Here is a 20,677-nt window from a genome sequence, read left to right on the forward strand (position 1 = left end):
AGCCCCATAACGCTTTGCGTTATGGGGCTTGGTTTATGAGAGCTGCGCTCGAACTAAATCAGGAGCAATACCAAGCCAGCGTTTACAGGCGCGGCGGAAATTGTTGGAGTTGCTGTAGCCGAGTCGAGTGGCCAGCTCGTGGTTGTTGTAGGGGTGTTGTTGCAGCAAATGCAGTAGCTGATACAGCCGCACAAGGTCTAGTTGCTGCTGAAAACTCGTGCCATGCTTATGAAACTGTCGTTTGCATGACGAAGTACTTAATGCCATCGCACTTGCAAGTGCTTCCAGCGTTACCATATGCCCATCATGCAAACGCTGTTGCAGCCAGGCAAAGACGGCTTCAAGAAAACTGGGCGGCGTGGTGGTGTCTTGTAATTGGCAAAACCAAAGCGCCTGTTGAAAGCGTTCCGGTTGCCGTTGTTGTAATTTAACCCGTAGCTGCTGAACCGGCAGTTGCAACACTGGCAATGGACTGGCAAAACTTTGTAGCCCCCATTTTTGCCAAATCGGCAGCGGCGTGATTTCAGGCGGTAAGCCGATCCGCCACTGTTCTACGGCAAGCCCACGTTGTTGGCCTACCGCAATCAGCAAGGCCAGAGATAACCCACTTGGACTGTCTCCCCAACGTTGTAAAAAATGCAATTGCACGAACGCTTGATGGCGACTGCTGCGACTAAACTGTAAGGGTTGCAATAACTCCTGATGGCGCACAAAGTAGCCAAGGGTCTGCGCCATGGTTGGGGCATGCAGGAGTACATCAACCAGAGGCGATAAGCGTTCACTAAGCATGGTCTCGGCGACCAAATGCCAAAGTTGTGGATCGCCAATCAATTGATTGGCACGCTGACTCAGCAGTAAAGCATCTTGGGCACTTATTTTATGGGTACTGCTGCGCTGTTGTTGCACCGCAATGCCAGTACCTTTGCACAACTTCGCAGGTGCAATGCCACGTCGCTCTGCCAACGGCAACAGCGATTGCAGCAAGGGTTTACTAATCAGCTGAGCGTGCTCAGCAGTTAACCACTGCAGCATTGTCATGACGTTTTGGTGGTTGTAGGTAAAGTGCTTGAAGCGCTGCGTGAGCATCTGCTTCGGTGACCGTATGGGCACGGAATTCAAAATGCAGACAATGCTCCAACGCAAGCTCTTTGTGTAACGCTTGTTCGAGGTGCTGCAGCAGCTCAGTTGCTAAGGGCGTTTCAAGCCCAGGGAATAACATTAAGAAGCGATCGCTGTGGTCACGACAGAGCACATCTTGCTCGCGTAAAAGCGCAAGCATGATCTCGCTAATACGTTGCAGCAGGGCATCGCCGAAGCCACTACCATGTACCCGATTAATACGGGCAAAACCTTTAATATTCATGTGAACCAGCGTTAATGGCAGTCCCTTATAGTGATGCTGGCAAAGCTCGCGGGTGAGCACATGCTCAAAGTAAGGTTTAGTGTAGAGCACGGTAAGCGGGTCAAGCCACTGATGTTCACGTAACACATGTTCGCGGCTTTTAAGTTGTCGCTCAATAATCCGTTGTTCTTGATGCCAGCCGTATAAACCTCGGCATAAAATCAATAAACCTATTGGCAATGGCAGTGACTCCAGCCAACTCATGATTCTGACCTCAACTGGGTACGCGAAAAACTCATCCAGTAAGTCCAGTGACAGCGATAAAATGAGGAGTAACGTGCCAAGGTAAAGCAAGGAGGTCACCTTACCATCCGGCCGTGCCGATAACACGATGGTCATGCCAAGCATCGCCAGTAATAGTGTTGAACCTTCACCCATGACATCAAGGAAGTCGACCTCAATCAAAGCTTTAAGCTCGCCGAAATGTTGCGCTAACAAATAGGCGATAAGGCAGCCAAGTAAGGTGAGTGGGAAACGCCAATCAGTGAAGGGATGGTATCGCAACATAAGGCTCTCGGGTTATTCAAATCCACGCAATAGTCTAACCAGACTACGTGACAATCTGATGACCAGTGCAGGTGCTCGTGGCCTGATTTGACCCACCTCTTTTTAGCTCATGTTGACATTATTTGTGCTGCTCGCCTGTCATCTTAACGCTCTACAGTAAGTGCCGCATTCAAACACTTACAATCCAGAATAAAAGAGCGAGTTAACCCATGAAAAAATCCTATTTAGCCTGCCTCATCGCGCTAAGTTGCGGGGCACAAATTCCGTTAGCTTATGCCCAGCAGGTGACGGAAACCGAAAGCACTGATGAAACCATGGAAGAAGTGGTGACCATCGGCAACCGTGCAGCCATTCAAGAAGCCATGAACCAGCAGCGTAACGCCGGTGGCATTATTAATGTCTTGAAAAAAGACGATATGGGCAAATTGCAAGACGACAGCGTGAGTGACGCGTTGCAGCGTATTCCTGGATTGTCCGTTGAACGCGACCAAGGTGAAGGGCGCTTTATTCGGATTCGAGGGCTGGCACCTGATTTGAACTCAGTCTCGTACAACGGCACCATGCTGGCAGCACCTGAAGCAGGGCGTCGTGCGGTTGCCTTGGACGTGATCCCATCGGATTTGTTGGAGTCGATTGAAGTTAGTAAAACCCTAACACCAGACCAAGCAGCGGGCAGCCTCGGTGGTAACATCGAACTAAAAAGTATGACGGCGTTTGACCGCGACGGAGCGTTCTACTCATTAACCACCGACCTTGGCTATAACCAGCAAGCCAGTGAGACCAACCCAAAAGTGTCGGGGGTGCTCAGTAACACTTTTGATCTTGGTGATAAGCAAGATGTGCTTGGGGTTGCGTTAGCCGCGAGCTATCACGACCGCTCGTTTACCACGGACAACGTTGAGACCGGTGGTAACTGGGATCTTGATGAGCCGGGCTTAGAAGAGTTTGAGTACCGTGCTTATTCGGTCAATCGCGAGCGCACGGGCTTAGCCTTAAACATCGACTTACGCCCAGACGATCAGCAGTCCTACTACTTGCGTACGCTGTACAGTGAATTCGCCGACAGTGAAATTCGGCAGGGCTTGATTGCGGAATTTGCCGACCCGTTAACCGCTGGTACGCAAAGTGCTGGTGAGCTTGTACGCGAATTGAAAGACCGTAAAGAAACCCAAGAAATTCAGGCTATTGTACTCGGTACAAAACACCAGTTTGGTGATTGGACCGTACAACTTGAAGGCGGCCGTAGTGAAGCCAATGAAACCCAGCCGTTTGCTATTGGTGGTGCGCAGTTTAAACAAGAATTTGACGACGGTTTAGGGTATCGCGGCCAGCAACGCTTGCAATTGATTGCGCCCGATCAAGCCTATCAAACCAGCGGTTATGAGCTGGATGAAGTGGAAGTCAGCGATGCGTATACCGAAGAGACTGAAAACAATATCAAACTTGACGTTGCCTATGACCTTTTACATCGCGACTTTCAGGCAACCCTTAAGTCTGGGGTGAAATTGAGTCAGCGTGAGAAGACTGCCCGCGAAGACATTTTTATCTACGAAGACTTTGCCGACCTCGGCGTGAGTGGATTAACGCTTGACGACTACCGTGGTGCAGATGTGGATTATGGTTTGGCGCAGTTTGGTCCAGGCATTCAAGCTGATGCCTTGTGGCAGATGTTGGCACCGCTTGACCGTGCCGCATTTCGTGACGACGTTGAGTCAGCCATTGCCAGTTACGGGATTGATGAAGATATCTCGGCAGCCTATTTGATGGCGGATATTCAATTAGGGAATTGGCAGATCATCACCGGTGCGCGTTATGAGCACGATGAGCGGAATGCGCAAGGGATGCGTTATGACGACGCCACCGGCAGCTTTACCGCAGTCACCGATAGCTACAGTAACGCTCGCTGGTTACCAAGTTTGGTTACTCGCTACGATATTAACGACACCACCATTTTACGGATGGCGTATAGCACGGGTATGGTGCGGCCTAACTTTGAGCAGTTACGCCCAAGCTATTACCTAGAGAATGATGACGGCGACTTAAAAGCAGAGTTTGGTAACCCGGACTTAGCACCTTTGACCTCGAGTAACTTCGACTTCGGCATTGAACATTACGATGAAACCTTAGGTGTTATTTCTGCCATCGCGTTTTATAAGGACATCAAAAACTTTGTTTACGAAGCCGATGTTGCCGGGCGCCCAGGTTATGAAGATTTTGACGAAGCAGAAACCTACATTAATGGTGATGATGCTTATGTTTACGGTCTTGAGTTGAACTACGTTCATCAAGTGAAAGGCTTCAATAGTTGGTTGGATAACTTCCTATTCAGCAGCAACTTAACCTTTACCGACTCAGAAGCTACCGTCGATTGGTTAGATGATGGGGTGTTGCTCACGCGCGATATTCCGTTACCAAGCCAGTCAGATACCACCGCCAACTTAGCCATTGGCTATGAAACGGCAGACCTTAGCTTGCGTCTTGCGGCCAACTATAAATCGAAATACTTGGTTGAGTTGGGCGACATCGAAGACAGCCGCTATGACGCCTATGAAGATGACAATATGACGGTGGACTTCTCTGCTAAATGGTTGCTCAGCGATGCCATTAGCTTATCGTTTGCGGCCAATAACATCACTGATGAACCTTTCTATGTGTATACCGGCTCACGCCGTTACAACACCCAATATGAGCAGTATGGCCGCAGTTACACCTTGGGCTTACAAATTACCAACTGGTAGGGAGACCTTATGAAATTAAAACGTTCTACGTTGGCGTTGGCACTTTTCAGTGCCAGCGCTTGTACGTCACAAGCCACAGATTTACAAGACACGCGTCACCAAGTGCAGCATCAGGGGCACACCTACTCGGTGACCAGCGAAGGACTTTATGCGGCTGGGCAACTGGTTCGCCGCGGCGAATTTGAACACTTGCGCAGTTTAGCGTTGGAAGATGGCGGCCTGGTGATGGCGGCCATGGAAGGGAACACACAGTTCTTACACCTTTGGTTAGCTCAAGGGGACAATGTTGATGCCCTTTGGCAGGGGGAGATCAGTAGCCGTGTGGTCGAAGATCTGTGTTTTTACCAGAGCCAAGAGAACCAGCAAACCACCTTATTTTTGCTCGGTGGTCGCGGTGGGGCTGAACAACTGTTACTGCGTCAAGACCAACAATGGCTTGCGCAGCCGTTAGCGATCCGCGATGTCAATGTACCTTTTGATGCGACTGCTTGCGCGGTTGATCAACAGCGTGGCACCTTGTTTGTTGCTGAAGCAGACCAAGCCGTGTGGGCCTATCAAGCTGAACCCGAAGTGGACGAAGGGCGTCAGCTGGTTGCCGCGAAAGCGCCGTTTGGGCAGCTCCAAAACGAAATCAAGGGGCTTGAGGTGCTGCACAACGGTGCCTTAGCTGTCCTTGAGGAAGAACCACCGCGTCTACTTATGTACACGCGTGAGGAAGATGGATTGCAGTTCAGTAGCGCGCAAGCCATTGCCGAGCTCGAAGCATTGACGGATGTTGTGGAACTGACGCCGGGCCAATTGCTCTTGACCCATGAAGATGGTCTAGCGACGCGGACCGCGCAAGTACCGGTCGCAACCAGTGTGTCAGCGCCGCCCGCGACTCCCGTTAACCAAGTTGCAGCGACCTTACAAACGACTCCTTCACCACGTCGCGGTGATGCCATTGACGATCCTGCCGTATGGGTGCATCCGCAACAGCCGGCACAAAGTCGAATTCTGGCGACGGACAAACGTACCGGTTTGTATGTTTATGATATGAATGGCGCAGTGGTGCAAGAGCTTGCTATCGGCCGACTCAATAACGTGGATGTACGTGGCAATGTTGCCGCTGCGACCTTGCGTGATGACAACAGCATTCAATTGTTTGAGATTAGTGCTGAAGGTGAGTTTTCACTCGGCGCCAAAGTGCGTACTGATGTCGACGAGATTTATGGTTTGTGCATGGGGTATGACGCGCAAACGGAGCAAACCTCTGTTTATATCAACAATAAAGGCGGGCGCATTCAGCACTTCGTGCTAACTGCCGATGGCGCAACGTTTGCACGTGAAATGACCGTACCTTCACAGCCAGAAGGTTGTGTGGTGGATGACGCCACTCAGCGCTTGTTCGTTGGCGAGGAAGATGTCGCGGTGTGGCAGTTTGATGCGCGTGCAAGTGCGACAACGCAAGGGCAAGCGGTGATTCATGTTGCTGACCATGCGGAACTGGTTGACGATATCGAAGGTCTTGCATACGCCGTAGTCGACGGTGAACCCTTGTTGTTTGTTTCTAGTCAAGGCAACGATAGTTATATCGTGTTTGATGGTGAAGCGCCTTGGGCGTTGCGTTCACATTTTCGTATTCGCACCAATCCAGCGATGGGTATTGACGGAGCCTCTGAGACCGATGGTATCGAGGTGACTACGGCGAATCTGGGGCCGCAGTTTCCACAAGGAGCTTTGCTGGTGCAAGACGGTCGTAATCGGATGCCTGAAGCAGGTCAAAACGTGAAGGTAGTGCCATTGGAAGCGATTCTACAGACGCTCAACAGTCACGAGTAACGTATGTGAGGGCAAAAGCCGAAGCAAGGGATTGCTTCGGCTTTTTTTATGGCTAATCGTTGCTGCCGGCAGGCGCGTAAATTAAGTCTGTACCGTTCCAGCAGCGGCTGGCTTTGGTACGCGGATGATCACCACAGAGTCGTGGTGCGGTAGTCGGTTGCTCATCAGTAACCTGCTTACTGCCATCGGCATTTTTATGAATGGTAAACCCATCATAAAGTTCTCCCGTGGCAGTGTACGAGCGATAGGTGAGCTGCTGTTCAGTGAAGTCTAAGGTTTGGTAGAGTTGGGTGTCTTCTGCGTAGCGCGCCATCTGTTGTTTGGCCTGGTCGCTCACCAAATACATCTTCGGACCGGCTACAGTGACCGTGTACATTGGCCCTTGTGCTGCTGCATCGGTAGCAGCACGGGTGCGGCCATAGGTGTGATCATGACCTTGTAACACCACATCAACGTTGTACTTCTCGTAAATCGGTTGCCAATGCTCTCGCAGTGGTGGGTTGTCACGCCCACGTGAAACCGAGTGCAAGGGGTGATGATGAATGACGATGGTCCATTGTTGTGGGTTATTGGCAAGTACGTGCTCCAACCACTCTGCCTGTTGGCGCGCTTTTTCTGGCGATTGCATCGCTTCAGTTGAATCCAGCGCAATGTAACGCACGCCTTGATAATCAGTGTAATAGACGGTCGCAGTTAATCCTTCCGGGCCATTGTCGGGTAAGGCAAACTGTGCTTTCCAATGCGGTAAAATGTGTCGTGTTTCATCGTTATCGTCACTGCTGAATTCATGGTTTCCAGAACTTGGAATTTGCGTCACACTGCCGCCCATCCAGCTGAGGGCTTGAAACCATTCACCCCATTCGTCGTCGTGAATACCGTAACGTGAGTTCACTAAGTCACCTGCGTACAACATAACTTTTGCTTGCGGTGCATGACGAAAGGCTTCGCGAACGGTGCGCGCGTAGTGCGAAAGCAGGGCGTTCTGACCATCGCCAAAATAGAGGGCGGTGTAGGGTGAGAATTCTGCTTTCGGCGTGCGAAATTGCAGCCACTCGCTCCAGGTATCGTCGCCTTTGACACGGTAGGCATAAAGGGTGTCAGGTTTTAACTCGGTAAGGTGGACGCGGTGATGGTGCGCGTCTCCATTCGGAGTGCTGTGCGCGGTATAACTGCCGCGTTGTTCATGGGCATGGAGGTGGAGGCCGGGGCTTGCACCTGCTTCCGTAATTTGGACGACACTTTCTTCGACCTTGGCGTGGGTCCGCCAGCTGATCGTTTGGCTGTGTTCGGGGTGTTCGCCGGGAAGCAGCACAATACGATCTGGGAACGCCGTGGGCGCATAGCGCGTGACTTGGCTAGGCACTAAAGTATTGGCTTCACGTACCGACGCGGCTTCATCTGCGTTGACGGTTGCTGTATAGGTGAGCGCCGGACTAAACAGCAGGGCAAGCGATAAGGCCAGCCGACTGGGCTGGCGTAGGTGTGAACAAGACATAATGATCACCATTGTTGAGGGTTATTGTGATCATCGATGCTAACGCACGAGTGTGTCATCAAGATGAAACACACAAGTGCTAGTGAGCTAAAAAGACCTCTTTACAATTTACCTATCATCCACAGCGCCATGGCAATCATCATCAGGTTCTCGGTAAGAGATACAAACCCTAGAGGTACATTGCTTGAACCGCCGACACAGGCACATTTGAGTTCACGTTTATCAAGGTAAACCGCTTTAAACACAGAAATCGCGCCAATACTCCCGATGATGAAAGCGAGCGGAATGGCGAGGTAAAGCGCAACATTAGCGACCATTAGCAACCCAGCTAAGCCCTCGGCAAATGGATAAATATAGCTGTAGGGAACCCAGCGCTTGGCAAGCAGATCGTAATTGAGAAACATGGTTGAAAAAGTTTCGACATCTTGTAATTTCAACAGGGCAAGTACCACCATCGAGAAGCCAATAAACCATTCGAGCGTTTGCCAGCTGAGGACCTCGCCGAAACTCAGCCAGCTAGTCCCCAGTGCCAATAAAGCGGTCATCGTGAAGAGAGCAATTACCGGCTGATAGCTGGTTTGCTCAGGGTCTGGTACTGATTTTCCTAAGTATGCACGGACAGCCTCGTAACCTCCGATACGTTCGCCATTAATCACCACTTGTGGCGTGGTTTTAACATTAAAGCGTTGCTTTATTTCTTCCGCTTGCGCATGACTTGTCAAGCGCTGGTCATCAACGCTGTAGCCATTACTTTTTAACAGGTGACGGACTTTAAGACCGTAGGGGCATTGATGTTCTTCGCTGTCGAGACGATAGAGTGTGGCGTGTTTGTGAGCGTCACTCATTACTACCTCCAAGGTTGCGATTTACCTCAGAGGTAGTACAAAAAAGGCTTTAATTCAAATAAGTTACGATAAATTTACGCCTTTATTCGGCAACCGTATTGATGAGCGATAGGTAAGCTTTAACAAAACGTTCTGGACTTTGCTCGTCGACGCCGAAGTAAAGACTGGGTTCAATCAACTCCATTTCCATCAGGGCTGGTGTGCCATCGTCAAGAAGCGCGATATCGATACGCGCGTAGAGTAAGGTTTCTTGCACTGCGGCCAAGGCCTTACTGGCTAGCGCTTCAACCGCTGCCGGTGGCTGGGTTGCGAAAAAGCGACCGCCATGCTCCTCTTGCACACGAAAATCGCCTGCTGCCGGGCACTTTTGGATGCAGTGGCTGAACTGATCGGCAAAATAGAACAACGAGTATTCCCCGTGCTCGACGATAGAGCGCACGAAGGGTTGAACCATGTAATGACGGTGTGCGCCAAAACACTGCGCCAATTCACTTAACTGCTTTGCAGCAATTGTGGTTGCGGGCAGGCGGAAGGTATCGTCGGCATTGGCAGACACACAAGGCTTGATGATCAACTCTTGCTGCGGCCAGCGTTGCTGTGCTTGGACGAGATCGCTGGCAACGTTGCCGCAGCCCCAGAGCGTTGGGATCAGTTGCACGTTTTGCTGTTCTAAATCGCGTAAATAGCGTTTGTCGGCATTCCACGTCACAATAGCGCGCGAATTGAACAGTCGCGCGGTGGAGGCTTCAATCGTCGCCAGTACCTCAAGGAACTGCTCACAGTCATCTTGATAGTCCCATGGCGAGCGGATAATGACTGCGTCGTAGCGATTCCAGTCCTGCGTCGTGTCGCGCCATGACACCATACTTACGTCAATACCGTGCGCTTGAAATGGCGCGATCAGTAAGTCGTCATAAGCGAAAAAACCTTCAAGGCTGTCCATCGTCAGGATCGCAACCTGTTGTTTCATGCTCACCTCGAATTAGTCTTGTGGACGCAGATCGCCATGGAGAAACTTGCAGACAAAAACGACTTTGCCGTATTGCTCGAAGGACCATTTGATACACGCCTGTAAGGCCGCCATGACCTCGTCGTAATCGCCAAACACTTGCGTGCTCAGTGTGTTGGTGAGGATATGTAAATTGGGGTATTGGTTGAGCTGGTCGATGAAACCTTTGATTGGTTCAAGGTAGTTATCTGCGAGCGGGTATTTACTGATTTCAATGGTTAATTGCATGGCCGTAAGACTCCTTAATGCGAACGGGTGTGGGGCTGAGAGGCTAATCTAACACGTTGATGTTTCTTTACAATATCTCGATGTTGTAAAACGCGCGCAAAGCGACTTCACCTTCTGCAGCGCTTGACTATAGTGGACTTAAAGCAACAGCGAAATCGGTCGCGATAAAGGAGAAAGCCCCATGAAACTTAGCAGTGTGTTTACTTCAGTAGTATCGGTGATGACGCTAACCTTTGGTACCGTTGCCATGGCAGCAACGCTGCAAGATCCTGCGCAGCAAGGAATGCAGTTTGAACAAGAGCAAGCAGGGGACCATTTAAGTGATTCAGCCATCACGGCCAATGTGAAAAGTGCATTAATGGCACAGGCCAGTGGCATGCAAATTAACGTTGAGACTACGGACGGTGTCGTCACGTTAAGCGGCTCGGTGGAAACCGAAGCTGATAGTTCAGCATTAGAGCGCATTGTGCGTAATGTTGAAGGCGTCAAGGATGTACGCAACGCGTTGGAGGCCACGTCTGAATAAGTCGTTTTTTCCACGCTCTCTACTCCCGTTGCCCCATACAGCCCCGCACTGTATGGGGCTTTTTCTACGCGATGTCATAGGCTAAGCTGAAGTTTGAGTTCAGCAACGGGAACAGTCATGAGTGAACTACGACTCTACGAAGGCTTGATGCTACTGGCATTAAGTGAAGAGAAGGGCACCATTGAAGGTGCTTACATTGAGTACGGCGTCGCCGCGGCAATGCTCGCGGAACTGCTGCTTTTAAAAAAGCTTACCTTAACCAATGAGCGGACGCCTAAAGTACAGGTCAGCGACACGGCCGTGATCGGCGATGACGTCCTTGATGAAGGTTTGCAAAAAATCGCCCAAAGCAAACGTCCACGCAAACTGAAAGATTGGGTAACAAAGCTTGCGCAAGTTGCCGATCTTAAACATAAAGTTGCTGCAGCCTTAGTGCGCGATGGCGTTGTTGCGCTCGAAGAGAAAAAAATTCTTTGGTTGTTCACGCAAAAAGTCTATCCCGAATTAAACCCCGAGCCCGAACAAGCGTTACGTCGCGCGTTACGCGATTTAGTTTTGGAGCAACCGCTGGAGGTGAATCCTCGACAGGTGTTGCTGCTGGCCTTAGCGCAAAGTGCACGTTTGTTGCCACAAGTCTTCTCAAAAGCGGAACTTAAGACGCATAAAAAGCGGATTGAAGAATTGGTTAAAGGCGAGCAGCTTGGCGTCATTACCAAAGATGTTATCGCGGCCGTTGAAGTGGCGATGATGGTCGCTGTGATGTTGCCAGCGATGACGGCAGCAACATCGGCTGCTACCGCATCAAGTGTTTCTTCGAGCAGTTGTTAGTCTTGCTGCTTAAAGTTTTAGGGTAAAACAGCGGAGCGGGGTATAAATGTTAGTCGTTTGGCTAGCGCTGATTTTAAAATCCCGTTAATATTGCGCTCCCAATAATTTTCGTTAAGAAAAGGATCTTTATGTTATCCCCTATCAAAATGCTTACTGCGGCAGCAGCTTTGGTTGTTCTTGCTGGTTGTAGTTCACCACAAGACGACATTCTCAACACCATGGAAACCGCGGTAGCTGAGATGAAAGAACTGGCAGCAAAAGATAATGTTTGCGAGTCAGACTTTGACGAATTACAGAGTTCGATTGACACTCTTGATCAAAAGTACACTGAAGAAGACTTCAACGAGATGACTGCTGAACAGCAAGAACAACTTGCTGTGTACGGCGCTGAAATTATGGGCCTTGCGTTCAAATTGGCGTTCAAAGTCGATAGCAGCTGCTAAGCATTGCTAGCAAGGTTGTGGCGAACACAACCTTTGTCATAAAACAGCGTTAGGGTAGTTCTTTCCCTAGCGCTGTTGTTGTATTAAGAGGATGGTATGAAGCCTTTGTTACTTAGCCTGCTGGCGCTCACAGCCGCAGCTTGCACGGTAAAGCCCGCACCTGAGCCTGCTGGCTTTGAGTTTTTGGTGGTCGGTGATATGCCGTACAACGCGAGCGATGTGCGTATGTTGCAGCAAACCGAGCAATGGAGCCACACTCACGAAATTCCGTTTGTGTTGCATTTGGGGGACTACAAGTCAGGTGGCAAACCATGTACCGCAAACTACGATAATGACTTTGCCCAGTTACTTGAAGACTTTGCACCACTGCCAGTGTTTTATACGCCAGGTGATAACGAGTGGACCGATTGTGACCGTTTTGAAGACCCGAATACAGGTGCGAAGTATTCCGAGCTAGCGCGTCTTACTGAAGTGCGTCGTCGTTTCGCAGTGCTACCTGAGGGAAGTGCATCGCTGCGCGCAGAGCAACAACAAAGCTTGCCAGAAAATATGGCATGGCAACATCGCAACGTTCACTTTATGACGGTGCATGTGTCGGGCACCAATAATGGCCGTGATCACGTGGCCGTTGATGATTTAGAGCTGGCCTTGCAAGCAGCGAACGCGCGCGAGCAGGGCGCCGTGCATTGGATTCGACAGCAATTTTCGACGGCTCGCGCCAACCAGGCGGAAGCCGTGGTGCTGGCGATGCAAGCTGACATGACCGTGCACGCAGGCTTTCACGAGCAAACACCGTGTACAGCTGTTGCGCGAGGTAACCAAGCCTGTGACGCTTACGTGGTGATCCGTCGCGAAATACAGCAACAAGCCCAGCGCTTCAAAAAGCCTGTTTTAGTGATCCATGGCGATACACCTGAATTTGAGTTGGTACGTGACTTTGCGGGAAATGAAGCAAGCAATTTGTGGCGTTTAAATGCGGCAGGTGATGCTGGGGTGAACGCGTTCGGCGTTGCTTACGGCACCCAAGACGTTACCGAGGTGCGTTACACCGGTGACCTTATGCAACCATTTGAAATGAAAGGTGTTTTCACGAAATGATAAGACTAAACGTTACGTAGCGTTACAGTTGGTTTGAGTTGCTATTGTTGTGTTTTTGTTAGCATTATTGAGTGGTTTTCTTTACAAAAACTAGAGCTTGTAAAAGCGTGGCAAAGCGCCTTCAAACTCCCAAATCCTTCGTTATAGTTAACCTCGAAAAGCAATTTTGCTTAACACCCACTGGAGGTACTATCATGAAAAACGCTATCGTGAAAAACCTAAATGCAGTATGTGTTGTAACCGCTGTTTCTGCCCTTACTTTTGGTTCAGCAGCTATGGCTGCAACACCTTTGCAGGAGCATGACCAAAATAAAGCAGAGCAAGCGATGGAGCAAACCGGCGACTACTTGAGTGATGCCGCTATCACCACCAAAGTGAAGTCGACCATTCTTGCCAGTGACGCGCTTAACGTGTTGCAAATTAACGTCGAAACCAATGATGGCGTGGTGCAATTAAGCGGCTTTGTTGCTGACGAAGAAGATATTGACACCGCTGAACGCATCGTCCGTGGTATTGATGGTGTGAAAGATGTCGAGAATGACATCGAGGTAAAGCAAGACGCTTCAGCCTAATGTTTTAGCAAATGAAAAACTTAAAAACCCCGCCTGAGAGCGGGGTTTTTTTATGCGCATCGTCATATTGTCGATAGCTGACTTGTTCTCTATAAGTGTTTTAGTTTTTTTTATTGTTAAATAAGAAACCAAAGGGAACGAAGCACATGAGTATTTTAAAGTACACCGCATTAGCATTAGCTGTTGGTGCAAGTGTGAGCATGACGACACCAGCGCAAGCTCAATCACGGACGTATGTGGTTGAAGGAACGGTCAACGAAAGCACATTCGATTGGGAGAGCGGCGACGATTTGTGGCTCATTGATAACATAGAGGACATCGTCGGTTTTCGTATGATTGTCACCTACGATGATAGCCTTATGTTCTACGACACTGATAGCTACTGGGACGAGGAAGAAAGTATCTTTTACGAAGACTCAGATGCGGCAGGTATGGCTTTTACGGCGTTGCGTTTTGAGTTTCTTGATAGTGACGGCAATGTTGTTGAGCAAAGTCAAATTCCGATGGTGCCTGACGTGCAGACTCCTGTCATTGACGAGTTTGACTTTGAGTTCAATCAAGATCTTGACCTTGAAGAAGGTGGCGAGGTTTACGACGAAGATCTCGATGTCGAGTTTGATTTCGTCGAGAATGGGACGCTTGATTGGTGGCCGTGCGAGCCTGTGAGTCCGATGCAGCCTTGTACCTTCCATGCGCTTGATTTCGATATCGATACCGATCGCGGTGATGCCCCGTTATTTACCCACGACGGCACACGCTTAGAACCTGTAACCTATCTTGGTACTGCAAACTTTGAGGGTAACTTTTACTACTGGCAGGAAGTCAATTACGGTGAAGGTTATGACTACGCTGAAATTGATCTGTATTTTGACATTCACTCCATTTATTTCGATGCAGACCTTGATGGTGTGGCAGATGAGCTTGATAGCTGTGACGCCAGCGTGACTGGTGGCACTGTCACTTTTGGTGAATACGATTCAGGCGTTGAGAACGTGATGGCCAGTAATGGTTGTACCGTGATGGATAGCTACTTGGCGTGCGACGCGGGTGGCCAAAGTATGTACGGCGGTCCAACTTACTGTGAGATGCAAGTTGCCTATTCACTGTACCGTGACGGTACTGTGGACTACAGCGACGTACGCACATTACGTACAGCGCTTTACAACGCCTATCGCTCGGGTGCGATGCGTTAATCACTTAGATTATGCTTTTTGTTGTAAAACACCACTTTTCAACTCTCTGAAAAGTGGTGTTTTTGTATGTTTTTTATCCATCAGGTTGGCAAAGTTAACAATGTAAAACTATTTTTGTAGGGTTCTAACAACAAGAGTGAACACTACAATGAAAGCAAAACTCCTACCACTGGCAATCATGGCCGCGCTCGGGACGTCGATGAGTGCGCCGTTGCTTGCACAAGAAAAAGCCTTGGTTATTGAAGGTTACCTTGATGAAGGTACGTACTTTGATTTTGTCGGATTCGATGAGAGTAACCTCGGTGATGCCGCACGATTTCGCGCAACCTTTATTTATGATCCGAGCTTCATGACCTACATCGCAGATGCAGGGGAAGGTGAAGCTGAGTTTAACAATCAGGGGCTCCAAACTGTGGAAGAAATGCGGTTTGAGTTTTTTGATGCGATGGGCGCGCCCATTATGGGGCCTGGTTTACCCATTGTGCTTAACCCTGATCAGCAGGATGCCTATGATGAATATGTCGATTTCGATTTTCTGCAAATGATCGGTGGCGGTCGAGGAGAGATCGACACAGATTATGATATCGAGACGTGTGGACAATTTGAATGTACCTATCTCTGGACCGACTTTGATATTTGGTCCGCTGGTGAGTTTGAGCAAGGTGAGGGCGGTGGAATGCCACTTCCCGTTCATAATGACACGGGCAGCGCACTTGAACCTATTACCTATATGGGAACCGCAAACCACTACGCCGAGTTTTTTATGGAGGAGTATAGTGATAATGGCGAGTTCGAGATGGGTCCGGAACGCGCTATTGATATGTGGGGGGCTGTGGCGGACACCGTTTATCACGACGCTTGTCCGTTCTCGAATGAGCAAGAAACGGTTACCTTTGGTGAGTATGATACCGGTGTTGAAAACTACACCGATGCAACGGGTTGTACGGTGATGGATCACTATCAAATGTGCTGGGAGCAACAGCAATCGTCGAGTAGTTTCTTGTCCTACTCTGGTCCGAGCTATTGTGAGCGGCAAGTGGCGTATACACTTTATGGCGATGGTGTGATTGATTACAACGAGGTACGGGCACTGCGGAACTATTTAACCATGTTTTACCGCTCTGGTGGTTGGATGTGGGGACCTATCTAAAAGGTTCGTTGTCATCTTAATTTTAAAGCCCACTCAATCGAGTGGGCTTTTTGTTTGCGCACTGAATGCACACAAAAACTTACAAATAGTAACTTTCTTGCAGTATCCGCCAGCGACCAAGATGCGTAGAGTACAAATAATCGACAATCAAAAGGAAACGCGATGAAAACCTTAGGTTTACTCACATCAGCCTGCGCAGGGTTGTTACTCATGACCGGCTGCAGCACGGTTGCCACCTCGGCCAAAGTGGATGGCGCTGAGGTGAGCCATGAAGCAACACCGCCTGCCATTGTGATCAAACAGGTCAATGTGGTGACCATGACCGAAGCCAATAGCGTGCTTCGCAACGCGAATGTGGTGATTGATGGCACGACAATCACCGCTATTAATGGGCCTATTCCAGCAGGCGCTAAGGTGATTGACGGGCAGGGGAAATGGCTGATGCCCGGACTTATTGATATGCACGTGCATAACCTGGTTGAGGGCAGCGTCGGGAATAATTACCCAACGAAAGGCGCCTCGATTTACTTTGATAATCAAGACGTGATGCTGCTCTACGTTGCCACTGGCGTGACCACCGCGTTTGAATTAAGTGGTCGCGTGGAGCATTTCGGCCAGCGCAATCAAATCGTCAAAGGTGAGGTGATCGGTCCGCGCATTGCCCTTGCGGCGCTAATTGACGGTCGTAACTCGAACCGTACCGCAAGTACACCGGAGCAAGGACGGCAAGCCGTGCGCACCGCGAAAGGCGACGGCTATGAGTTCATTAAGGTGTATTCACGCCTGAATCAAGACACCTATCACGCCATTATTGATGAAGCGCAAAAGCAGGATCTCAAAGTGGTCGGGCATTTACCCGGTGCTTTCAAAGGAGAAACGGAGCAGGCATTTGTGCCGCATTTCGGTTTGGTTGCGCATGCAGAAGAGTTCTCTAAGCAAACCGATGATTACAGCGCAGCGTCGGCACAGCACTTTGCCGAGATGACTAAAGCCAACGGCACTTGGGTGATCCCGAACCTTTCCAACTTGGAACGCATTACCGCACAAGCAAAATCATTGGATGCGGTGCGCGATCTGCCAAGTTTGCCGTACGTGCACCCCTTGATGCAGGACAAATGGTTGACGGCGAATCAGTACCACGAGGGCACCAGCCCTAAACGCGTGGCTTATTTTGAAAGCCTGGTCGATTTTCATGTGAAGTTGGTGAAAGCTTTTAAAGCCGCCGGCGTACCTATGTTGGCGGGTACCGATGCCGGAACCTCGGGGATTGTTTGGGGCTATGCCTTGCATGACGAGTTAGCCTTGCTGGTTGACGCCGGACTCACCACCGAAGAAGCACTTGCGGCCGCCACCCGTGACGCGGCGAAGTGGCTCGAAATTGAAGACAAGATTGGTACCGTTGAAGAAGGTAAGTTTGCCGATTTGATCTTGTTGAATAGCAATCCGTTGGATGACATTACCAATACCCAAGACATTGCCGGCGTGTTCTTCAACGGTCGCTGGGTCGACCGCGCAACCATCGATAGCATGCTCGCCGAGCTCGCCAAGAAGAACGCCGCTAACATCGGCAAAGACGCCTTCCTGTGGAGCAAAATCGGCGAACGCTAACGCGCCGTAATACGAAGATTGCGGGAGAACACCCCGCAATCTTCGTTTTATTCTTCTGTACGCTCGGTTAGCGATGTTGTGATGCGACCTGCGCTAGCTGTCGTTGGTTTGTGGCACAAAGTCAAAAGTCTGTTTTGAGCGAAAAGCAGACCTTCGGGCTTTTTGCCTGATTCAACTAGAAAATCGTATCGCTGTCATTAGTAAGCTTGGGGTACGCGAATCAGGCTCAGCAAATTTATCTATGCAACATTGCGCGCTTTGTGATTGTGTTGTCGATTTAATTCGTTTACTGTCAATGACATAATAAAAAACAAGGCTTAGATATTGTGCGCTCCATTGAGTGTAAATGAGCATGCTCAAATTGCTTTTGCTAACTCGGAGCTTTTTAAGTCGGAAGTGCTATTTTTTCAGTAATTTAAGAACTGAAAACTATCAGCTGAACGAGTTACGTACGCACAATAAACAAATGTTAGGGCAACTCAGCACTTATAGGTAGAAGAGTTATGGATGAAATAGAAGTATTTCCAGATAAGTACTGGCACTGCCATGTTGAGCTGGTAGGAGATAGTAAGAAGAATGACAGGTCTGCTGTGTTCAATGATTTAACATTTGACGAACTCAGCCAGCAAATAGTAACGCCTTGGCACTCTGGTAGAGCTTTTACTGTCGATGGCATGATCATCAAAAATATTGATGACGTTCAAAAAATTAAAATCACAAATACGCCTCAGCCGAAGTCCTACTACGCAGAGCAGCATAATAACAGGATGAGAAATTCTGGTATCGCAGATATGGCGACCAACAGAAGCCTGCTGCCTTTATCATCCGGAAAGGACTATACACATGACCTTTTGTTTAAAGAACAGGAAGTCATAAATACTACGGGAGCAGTAGTGTCTGAGAACAGTAATAACGTATTTATAGTACATGGCCATGACGAACAAGCAAAAGAGTCATCAGCTAGGTTTGTTGAAAAGTTAGGTCTAAATGCGGTGATTCTTCATGAGCAAGCAAATGAAGGAAAAACCATAATTGAAAAGCTCGAAAAGCATACGGATGCTGCTTACGCTGTAGTTCTTTTTACGCCCGATGATGTTGGGGCAAGTTCTGAAACACCAGAAAACCTACATCCAAGAGCCCGGCAAAATGTGTTAGTTGAACTTGGTTATATGGCTGCAAAGCTCGGTAGAGATAAGGTGTGCGTTCTCAGGAAAGGAAATGTAGAAATCCCTTCTGATTTTCTCGGTGTTCTATATATAGATATCGATGCAGCAGGTGCGTGGAGGCTGACGTTAGCCAAAGAGCTAAAGGTTGCTGGCTTAAAGGTAGACTTGAACGAGGCCATGTAGGCCCTAACAAGGTGCTGTTGGCGGACTGCTTTTCCGCTGCGCTCCAAACCAGCCGCAAAGCACGGCGTTAGAGGACATATGAAACTCACGGAAGAACTTCTAGACAAAATTAACAAAAAGCTTAGTTCTCAAAGTGTCGAACATAGAACTCGACCTTGGGAGGCTATACGATTGTTATCCATTGATGAAAAAATATCTGTGTCAATTCCATCACCTGAAGCAGACTTTATTTTCAGCTGGTTTGAGAAAAACGGAAAGCCGGATAGCCAGTTACAAGGGCATTATCATCAAGGTGTTTATCTCTTTGACTCTGAGTTTTGGTCCGTCAGTATTCCATTAATCTACGGCAGTGTTAGTGTTAATGCGATTGATGCATTGCATGAGATGCCTGAAAATATTAAAGAAAGTTTACTGGAAGACAAAAAGAAACTTTGGGATTACGTTATTTTCTGGGCAGATTGTATAGACCTTGGAATGGGGTATGGTGATCTCAGAGATGATAAAAAATTAGATCAATTTGGCATTCAGTTACTCAACGCAGGTTATGAAGAGCTATCCTCAGCAACTTCACTTTTACTTGAGCATCGTCCGAATATGCGAGCAATTATGAATTGCCGTATGGCTACAGAAATGTTTCTAAAGTCGTTTATCGGTTTAAAAAGAGGGCTGCTAGATAAAGAAGCTAAAAAGCTTGGGCACAACCTTACTAAGTTAATGGATGCTTTCATCGAGTGCTCTGGCTATAAACACTGGGAGAAAACGAAACCCAGTCTTGCAGTTTTTCCAGATATTCATGAACGTTATGAACAGCAAAGTATAGAAAGACAAAGGTTAGCTGAAGCGTACTGTTTTGCTCAGTCAATTGGAGTGTTAATTGTTAGAGAGTTTACTGATAGAAACACCTTGAAGCAGGTAATTCCCTCTAACAAGGTAAATTAAAAGTGCGGACAAAAAGCAGTTGGCTTTGTTCGTGCCTCACAAATTTTAGCCAACTATTTTTTGCCGTTTATTTACGGCGTTAGTGTTTACAAGGATGTCCGAATGGCTTTTTCAGTTAGTGATGTAAAAAATATTGGTGAGCTTAGTGGAATATTGGTAATTCCTTTAATCTGTGCTGCTTGTTATACCCAGTTTGGCTGGTGGGCCATTCGGTGGGATGAGAGCATTATTGGGCTAATGAATTCCGATATGTTTCTGGTTAGTGTCGGGGTAAAAATAGCAGTATTCGTATTGAGTGTTTTTGTCACAACTATTTTATACTTCATATTTAATGCCTTAAGTGCGCCACACAAGGGCTTAAGGCTTTTTTTGCTCTTGTCCCTAATTACATATGGGGTTCTTGGGCTTGGATCTTCAATAACCGAACTCATAAATGCAAAAAGTGGCGAGCTTACCATCGAAGAAAACCTGTATTTCAACTTAGCTGCTTTGGTGTGGGGTTTTGATATTTTTTACAGCGAACCAAACACTAACAAACGCGTCAATTAGGACGCTCGCAAGCTCGCGCATGTTGCGGGCGTTAACGTCCGCTTCACGCCCTGAGACTTTCAACAAGCTTTTTATGCCGCAAGTCAAGTCGATTTTTTCTCTCTCAATGACTTCAAATACTTGGACTCATCATAGAGCTGTTTACTCTTCCAGCATTTGAATACAATTCGAGCCCACTTATAGGCGAGAGACCGGACTGCGGATTGATGAGATTTACCCTTGTCGCGTTGCTGTTGATAATAAAGTCCAGCCCAATAGGATTGATGGACACTTTTAGCAGCCCATTCAACAAAGCTTTGTCTGACAAATTTCGAGCATTGCCAACGCCAATGAACCCAACTTTTTTTACCACTTCTTTCTGTTACGGGAGAGAGCCC

General features: G+C 48.6%; 20 protein-coding genes. 13 read left to right on the plus strand and 7 right to left on the minus strand.

Translation table 11 applies throughout. From position 1 onward, the window contains the following. Positions 1-33: 33 nt before the first annotated feature. Both G535_RS14035 and G535_RS12900 read right to left on the minus strand, forming a co-directional pair. Positions 34-1,032, minus strand: coding sequence for a helix-turn-helix transcriptional regulator (locus tag G535_RS14035; RefSeq protein ID WP_157981196.1), 999 nt, complete (start codon positions 1,030-1,032; stop codon positions 34-36). Beyond that, positions 1,010-1,909 carry a GGDEF domain-containing protein gene (locus tag G535_RS12900; protein ID WP_051206963.1) on the minus strand — a complete coding sequence of 300 codons (900 nt, stop codon included), beginning with the start codon at positions 1,907-1,909 and terminating at the stop codon, positions 1,010-1,012. The genes G535_RS14035 and G535_RS12900 overlap by 23 nt, the downstream gene beginning before the upstream one ends. Positions 1,910-2,118: 209 nt before the next feature. On the opposite strand from G535_RS12900, the gene G535_RS0104590 reads away from it, so the two are divergent. Further along, positions 2,119-4,647: a TonB-dependent receptor gene (locus G535_RS0104590; RefSeq protein WP_026860987.1), complete on the plus strand. Its 2,529-nt coding sequence runs from the start codon at positions 2,119-2,121 to the stop codon at positions 4,645-4,647. A 9-nt stretch (positions 4,648-4,656) separates the two neighbouring features. Continuing rightward, complete coding sequence (locus G535_RS0104595; protein WP_026860988.1) at positions 4,657-6,468, plus strand: phytase; 1,812 nt, start codon at positions 4,657-4,659, stop codon at positions 6,466-6,468. Positions 6,469-6,520: 52 nt separating this feature from the next. Here G535_RS0104595 and G535_RS12905 read toward each other — a convergent pair whose 3' ends face one another. The 4 genes from G535_RS12905 to G535_RS0104615 form a co-directional block, all read right to left on the minus strand. Beyond that, positions 6,521-7,963 carry a purple acid phosphatase family protein gene (locus tag G535_RS12905; RefSeq protein WP_051206964.1) on the minus strand — a complete coding sequence of 481 codons (1,443 nt, stop codon included), beginning with the start codon at positions 7,961-7,963 and terminating at the stop codon, positions 6,521-6,523. A gap of 101 nt (positions 7,964-8,064) precedes the next feature. Beyond that, the gene (locus G535_RS0104605; RefSeq protein WP_026860989.1) at positions 8,065-8,808 is read right to left on the minus strand and encodes a glutaredoxin; all 744 of its coding nucleotides are present in this window, start codon (positions 8,806-8,808) and stop codon (positions 8,065-8,067) included. Between the two features lie 82 nt (positions 8,809-8,890). Next, positions 8,891-9,778, minus strand: coding sequence for an ATP-grasp domain-containing protein (locus G535_RS0104610; RefSeq protein ID WP_026860990.1), 888 nt, complete (start codon positions 9,776-9,778; stop codon positions 8,891-8,893). A 12-nt stretch (positions 9,779-9,790) separates the two neighbouring features. Continuing rightward, positions 9,791-10,045, minus strand: a complete 255-nt coding sequence (locus G535_RS0104615) for a hypothetical protein (RefSeq protein ID WP_026860991.1) — start codon at positions 10,043-10,045, stop codon at positions 9,791-9,793. Between the two features lie 181 nt (positions 10,046-10,226). On the opposite strand from G535_RS0104615, the gene G535_RS0104620 reads away from it, so the two are divergent. The 11 genes from G535_RS0104620 (at position 10,227) to G535_RS0104670 (ending at position 20,300) form a co-directional block, all read left to right on the plus strand. Then, the gene (locus G535_RS0104620; protein ID WP_026860992.1) at positions 10,227-10,571 is read left to right on the plus strand and encodes a BON domain-containing protein; all 345 of its coding nucleotides are present in this window, start codon (positions 10,227-10,229) and stop codon (positions 10,569-10,571) included. 117 nt (positions 10,572-10,688) lie between these two features. Beyond that, the gene (locus G535_RS0104625; protein ID WP_026860993.1) at positions 10,689-11,399 is read left to right on the plus strand and encodes a GOLPH3/VPS74 family protein; all 711 of its coding nucleotides are present in this window, start codon (positions 10,689-10,691) and stop codon (positions 11,397-11,399) included. A gap of 128 nt (positions 11,400-11,527) precedes the next feature. Beyond that, positions 11,528-11,842 carry a hypothetical protein gene (locus tag G535_RS0104630; protein ID WP_026860994.1) on the plus strand — a complete coding sequence of 105 codons (315 nt, stop codon included), beginning with the start codon at positions 11,528-11,530 and terminating at the stop codon, positions 11,840-11,842. Positions 11,843-11,938: 96 nt separating this feature from the next. After that, entirely contained in the window at positions 11,939-12,940 is a 1,002-nt protein-coding gene (locus G535_RS12910) for a metallophosphoesterase (RefSeq protein ID WP_051206965.1), read from the plus strand. Positions 12,941-13,134: 194 nt separating this feature from the next. Further along, positions 13,135-13,512 (plus strand): BON domain-containing protein, encoded by a 378-nt coding sequence (locus G535_RS0104640; RefSeq protein WP_026860995.1) that lies wholly within the window; start codon positions 13,135-13,137, stop codon positions 13,510-13,512. A gap of 146 nt (positions 13,513-13,658) precedes the next feature. Next, positions 13,659-14,705, plus strand: coding sequence for a hypothetical protein (locus G535_RS0104645; protein WP_026860996.1), 1,047 nt, complete (start codon positions 13,659-13,661; stop codon positions 14,703-14,705). A gap of 148 nt (positions 14,706-14,853) precedes the next feature. Beyond that, a complete protein-coding gene (locus G535_RS0104650) occupies positions 14,854-15,855 on the plus strand; it encodes a hypothetical protein (RefSeq protein ID WP_026860997.1) in 1,002 nt (333 codons plus the stop codon). A 162-nt stretch (positions 15,856-16,017) separates the two neighbouring features. Beyond that, positions 16,018-17,463, plus strand: a complete 1,446-nt coding sequence (locus G535_RS0104655; RefSeq protein ID WP_026860998.1) for an amidohydrolase family protein — start codon at positions 16,018-16,020, stop codon at positions 17,461-17,463. A gap of 503 nt (positions 17,464-17,966) precedes the next feature. Further along, positions 17,967-18,812 (plus strand): TIR domain-containing protein, encoded by an 846-nt coding sequence (locus G535_RS13835; RefSeq protein WP_051206966.1) that lies wholly within the window; start codon positions 17,967-17,969, stop codon positions 18,810-18,812. A gap of 78 nt (positions 18,813-18,890) precedes the next feature. Next, on the plus strand, positions 18,891-19,751 hold the full coding sequence (locus G535_RS0104665) for a hypothetical protein (RefSeq protein WP_026860999.1): 861 nt from the start codon (positions 18,891-18,893) through the stop codon (positions 19,749-19,751). Positions 19,752-19,853: 102 nt separating this feature from the next. Then, the gene (locus G535_RS0104670) at positions 19,854-20,300 is read left to right on the plus strand and encodes a hypothetical protein (RefSeq protein ID WP_026861000.1); all 447 of its coding nucleotides are present in this window, start codon (positions 19,854-19,856) and stop codon (positions 20,298-20,300) included. Between the two features lie 83 nt (positions 20,301-20,383). Here G535_RS0104670 and G535_RS14040 read toward each other — a convergent pair. Further along, the coding region (locus G535_RS14040) for a transposase (RefSeq protein ID WP_026861001.1) at positions 20,384-20,677 on the minus strand (294 nt) is incomplete at its 5' end.

This window comes from Pseudidiomarina sediminum DSM 21906 (genome assembly GCF_000423165.1).
In the GTDB taxonomy this organism is placed as follows: Bacteria; Pseudomonadota; Gammaproteobacteria; order Enterobacterales; family Alteromonadaceae; genus Pseudidiomarina; species Pseudidiomarina sediminum.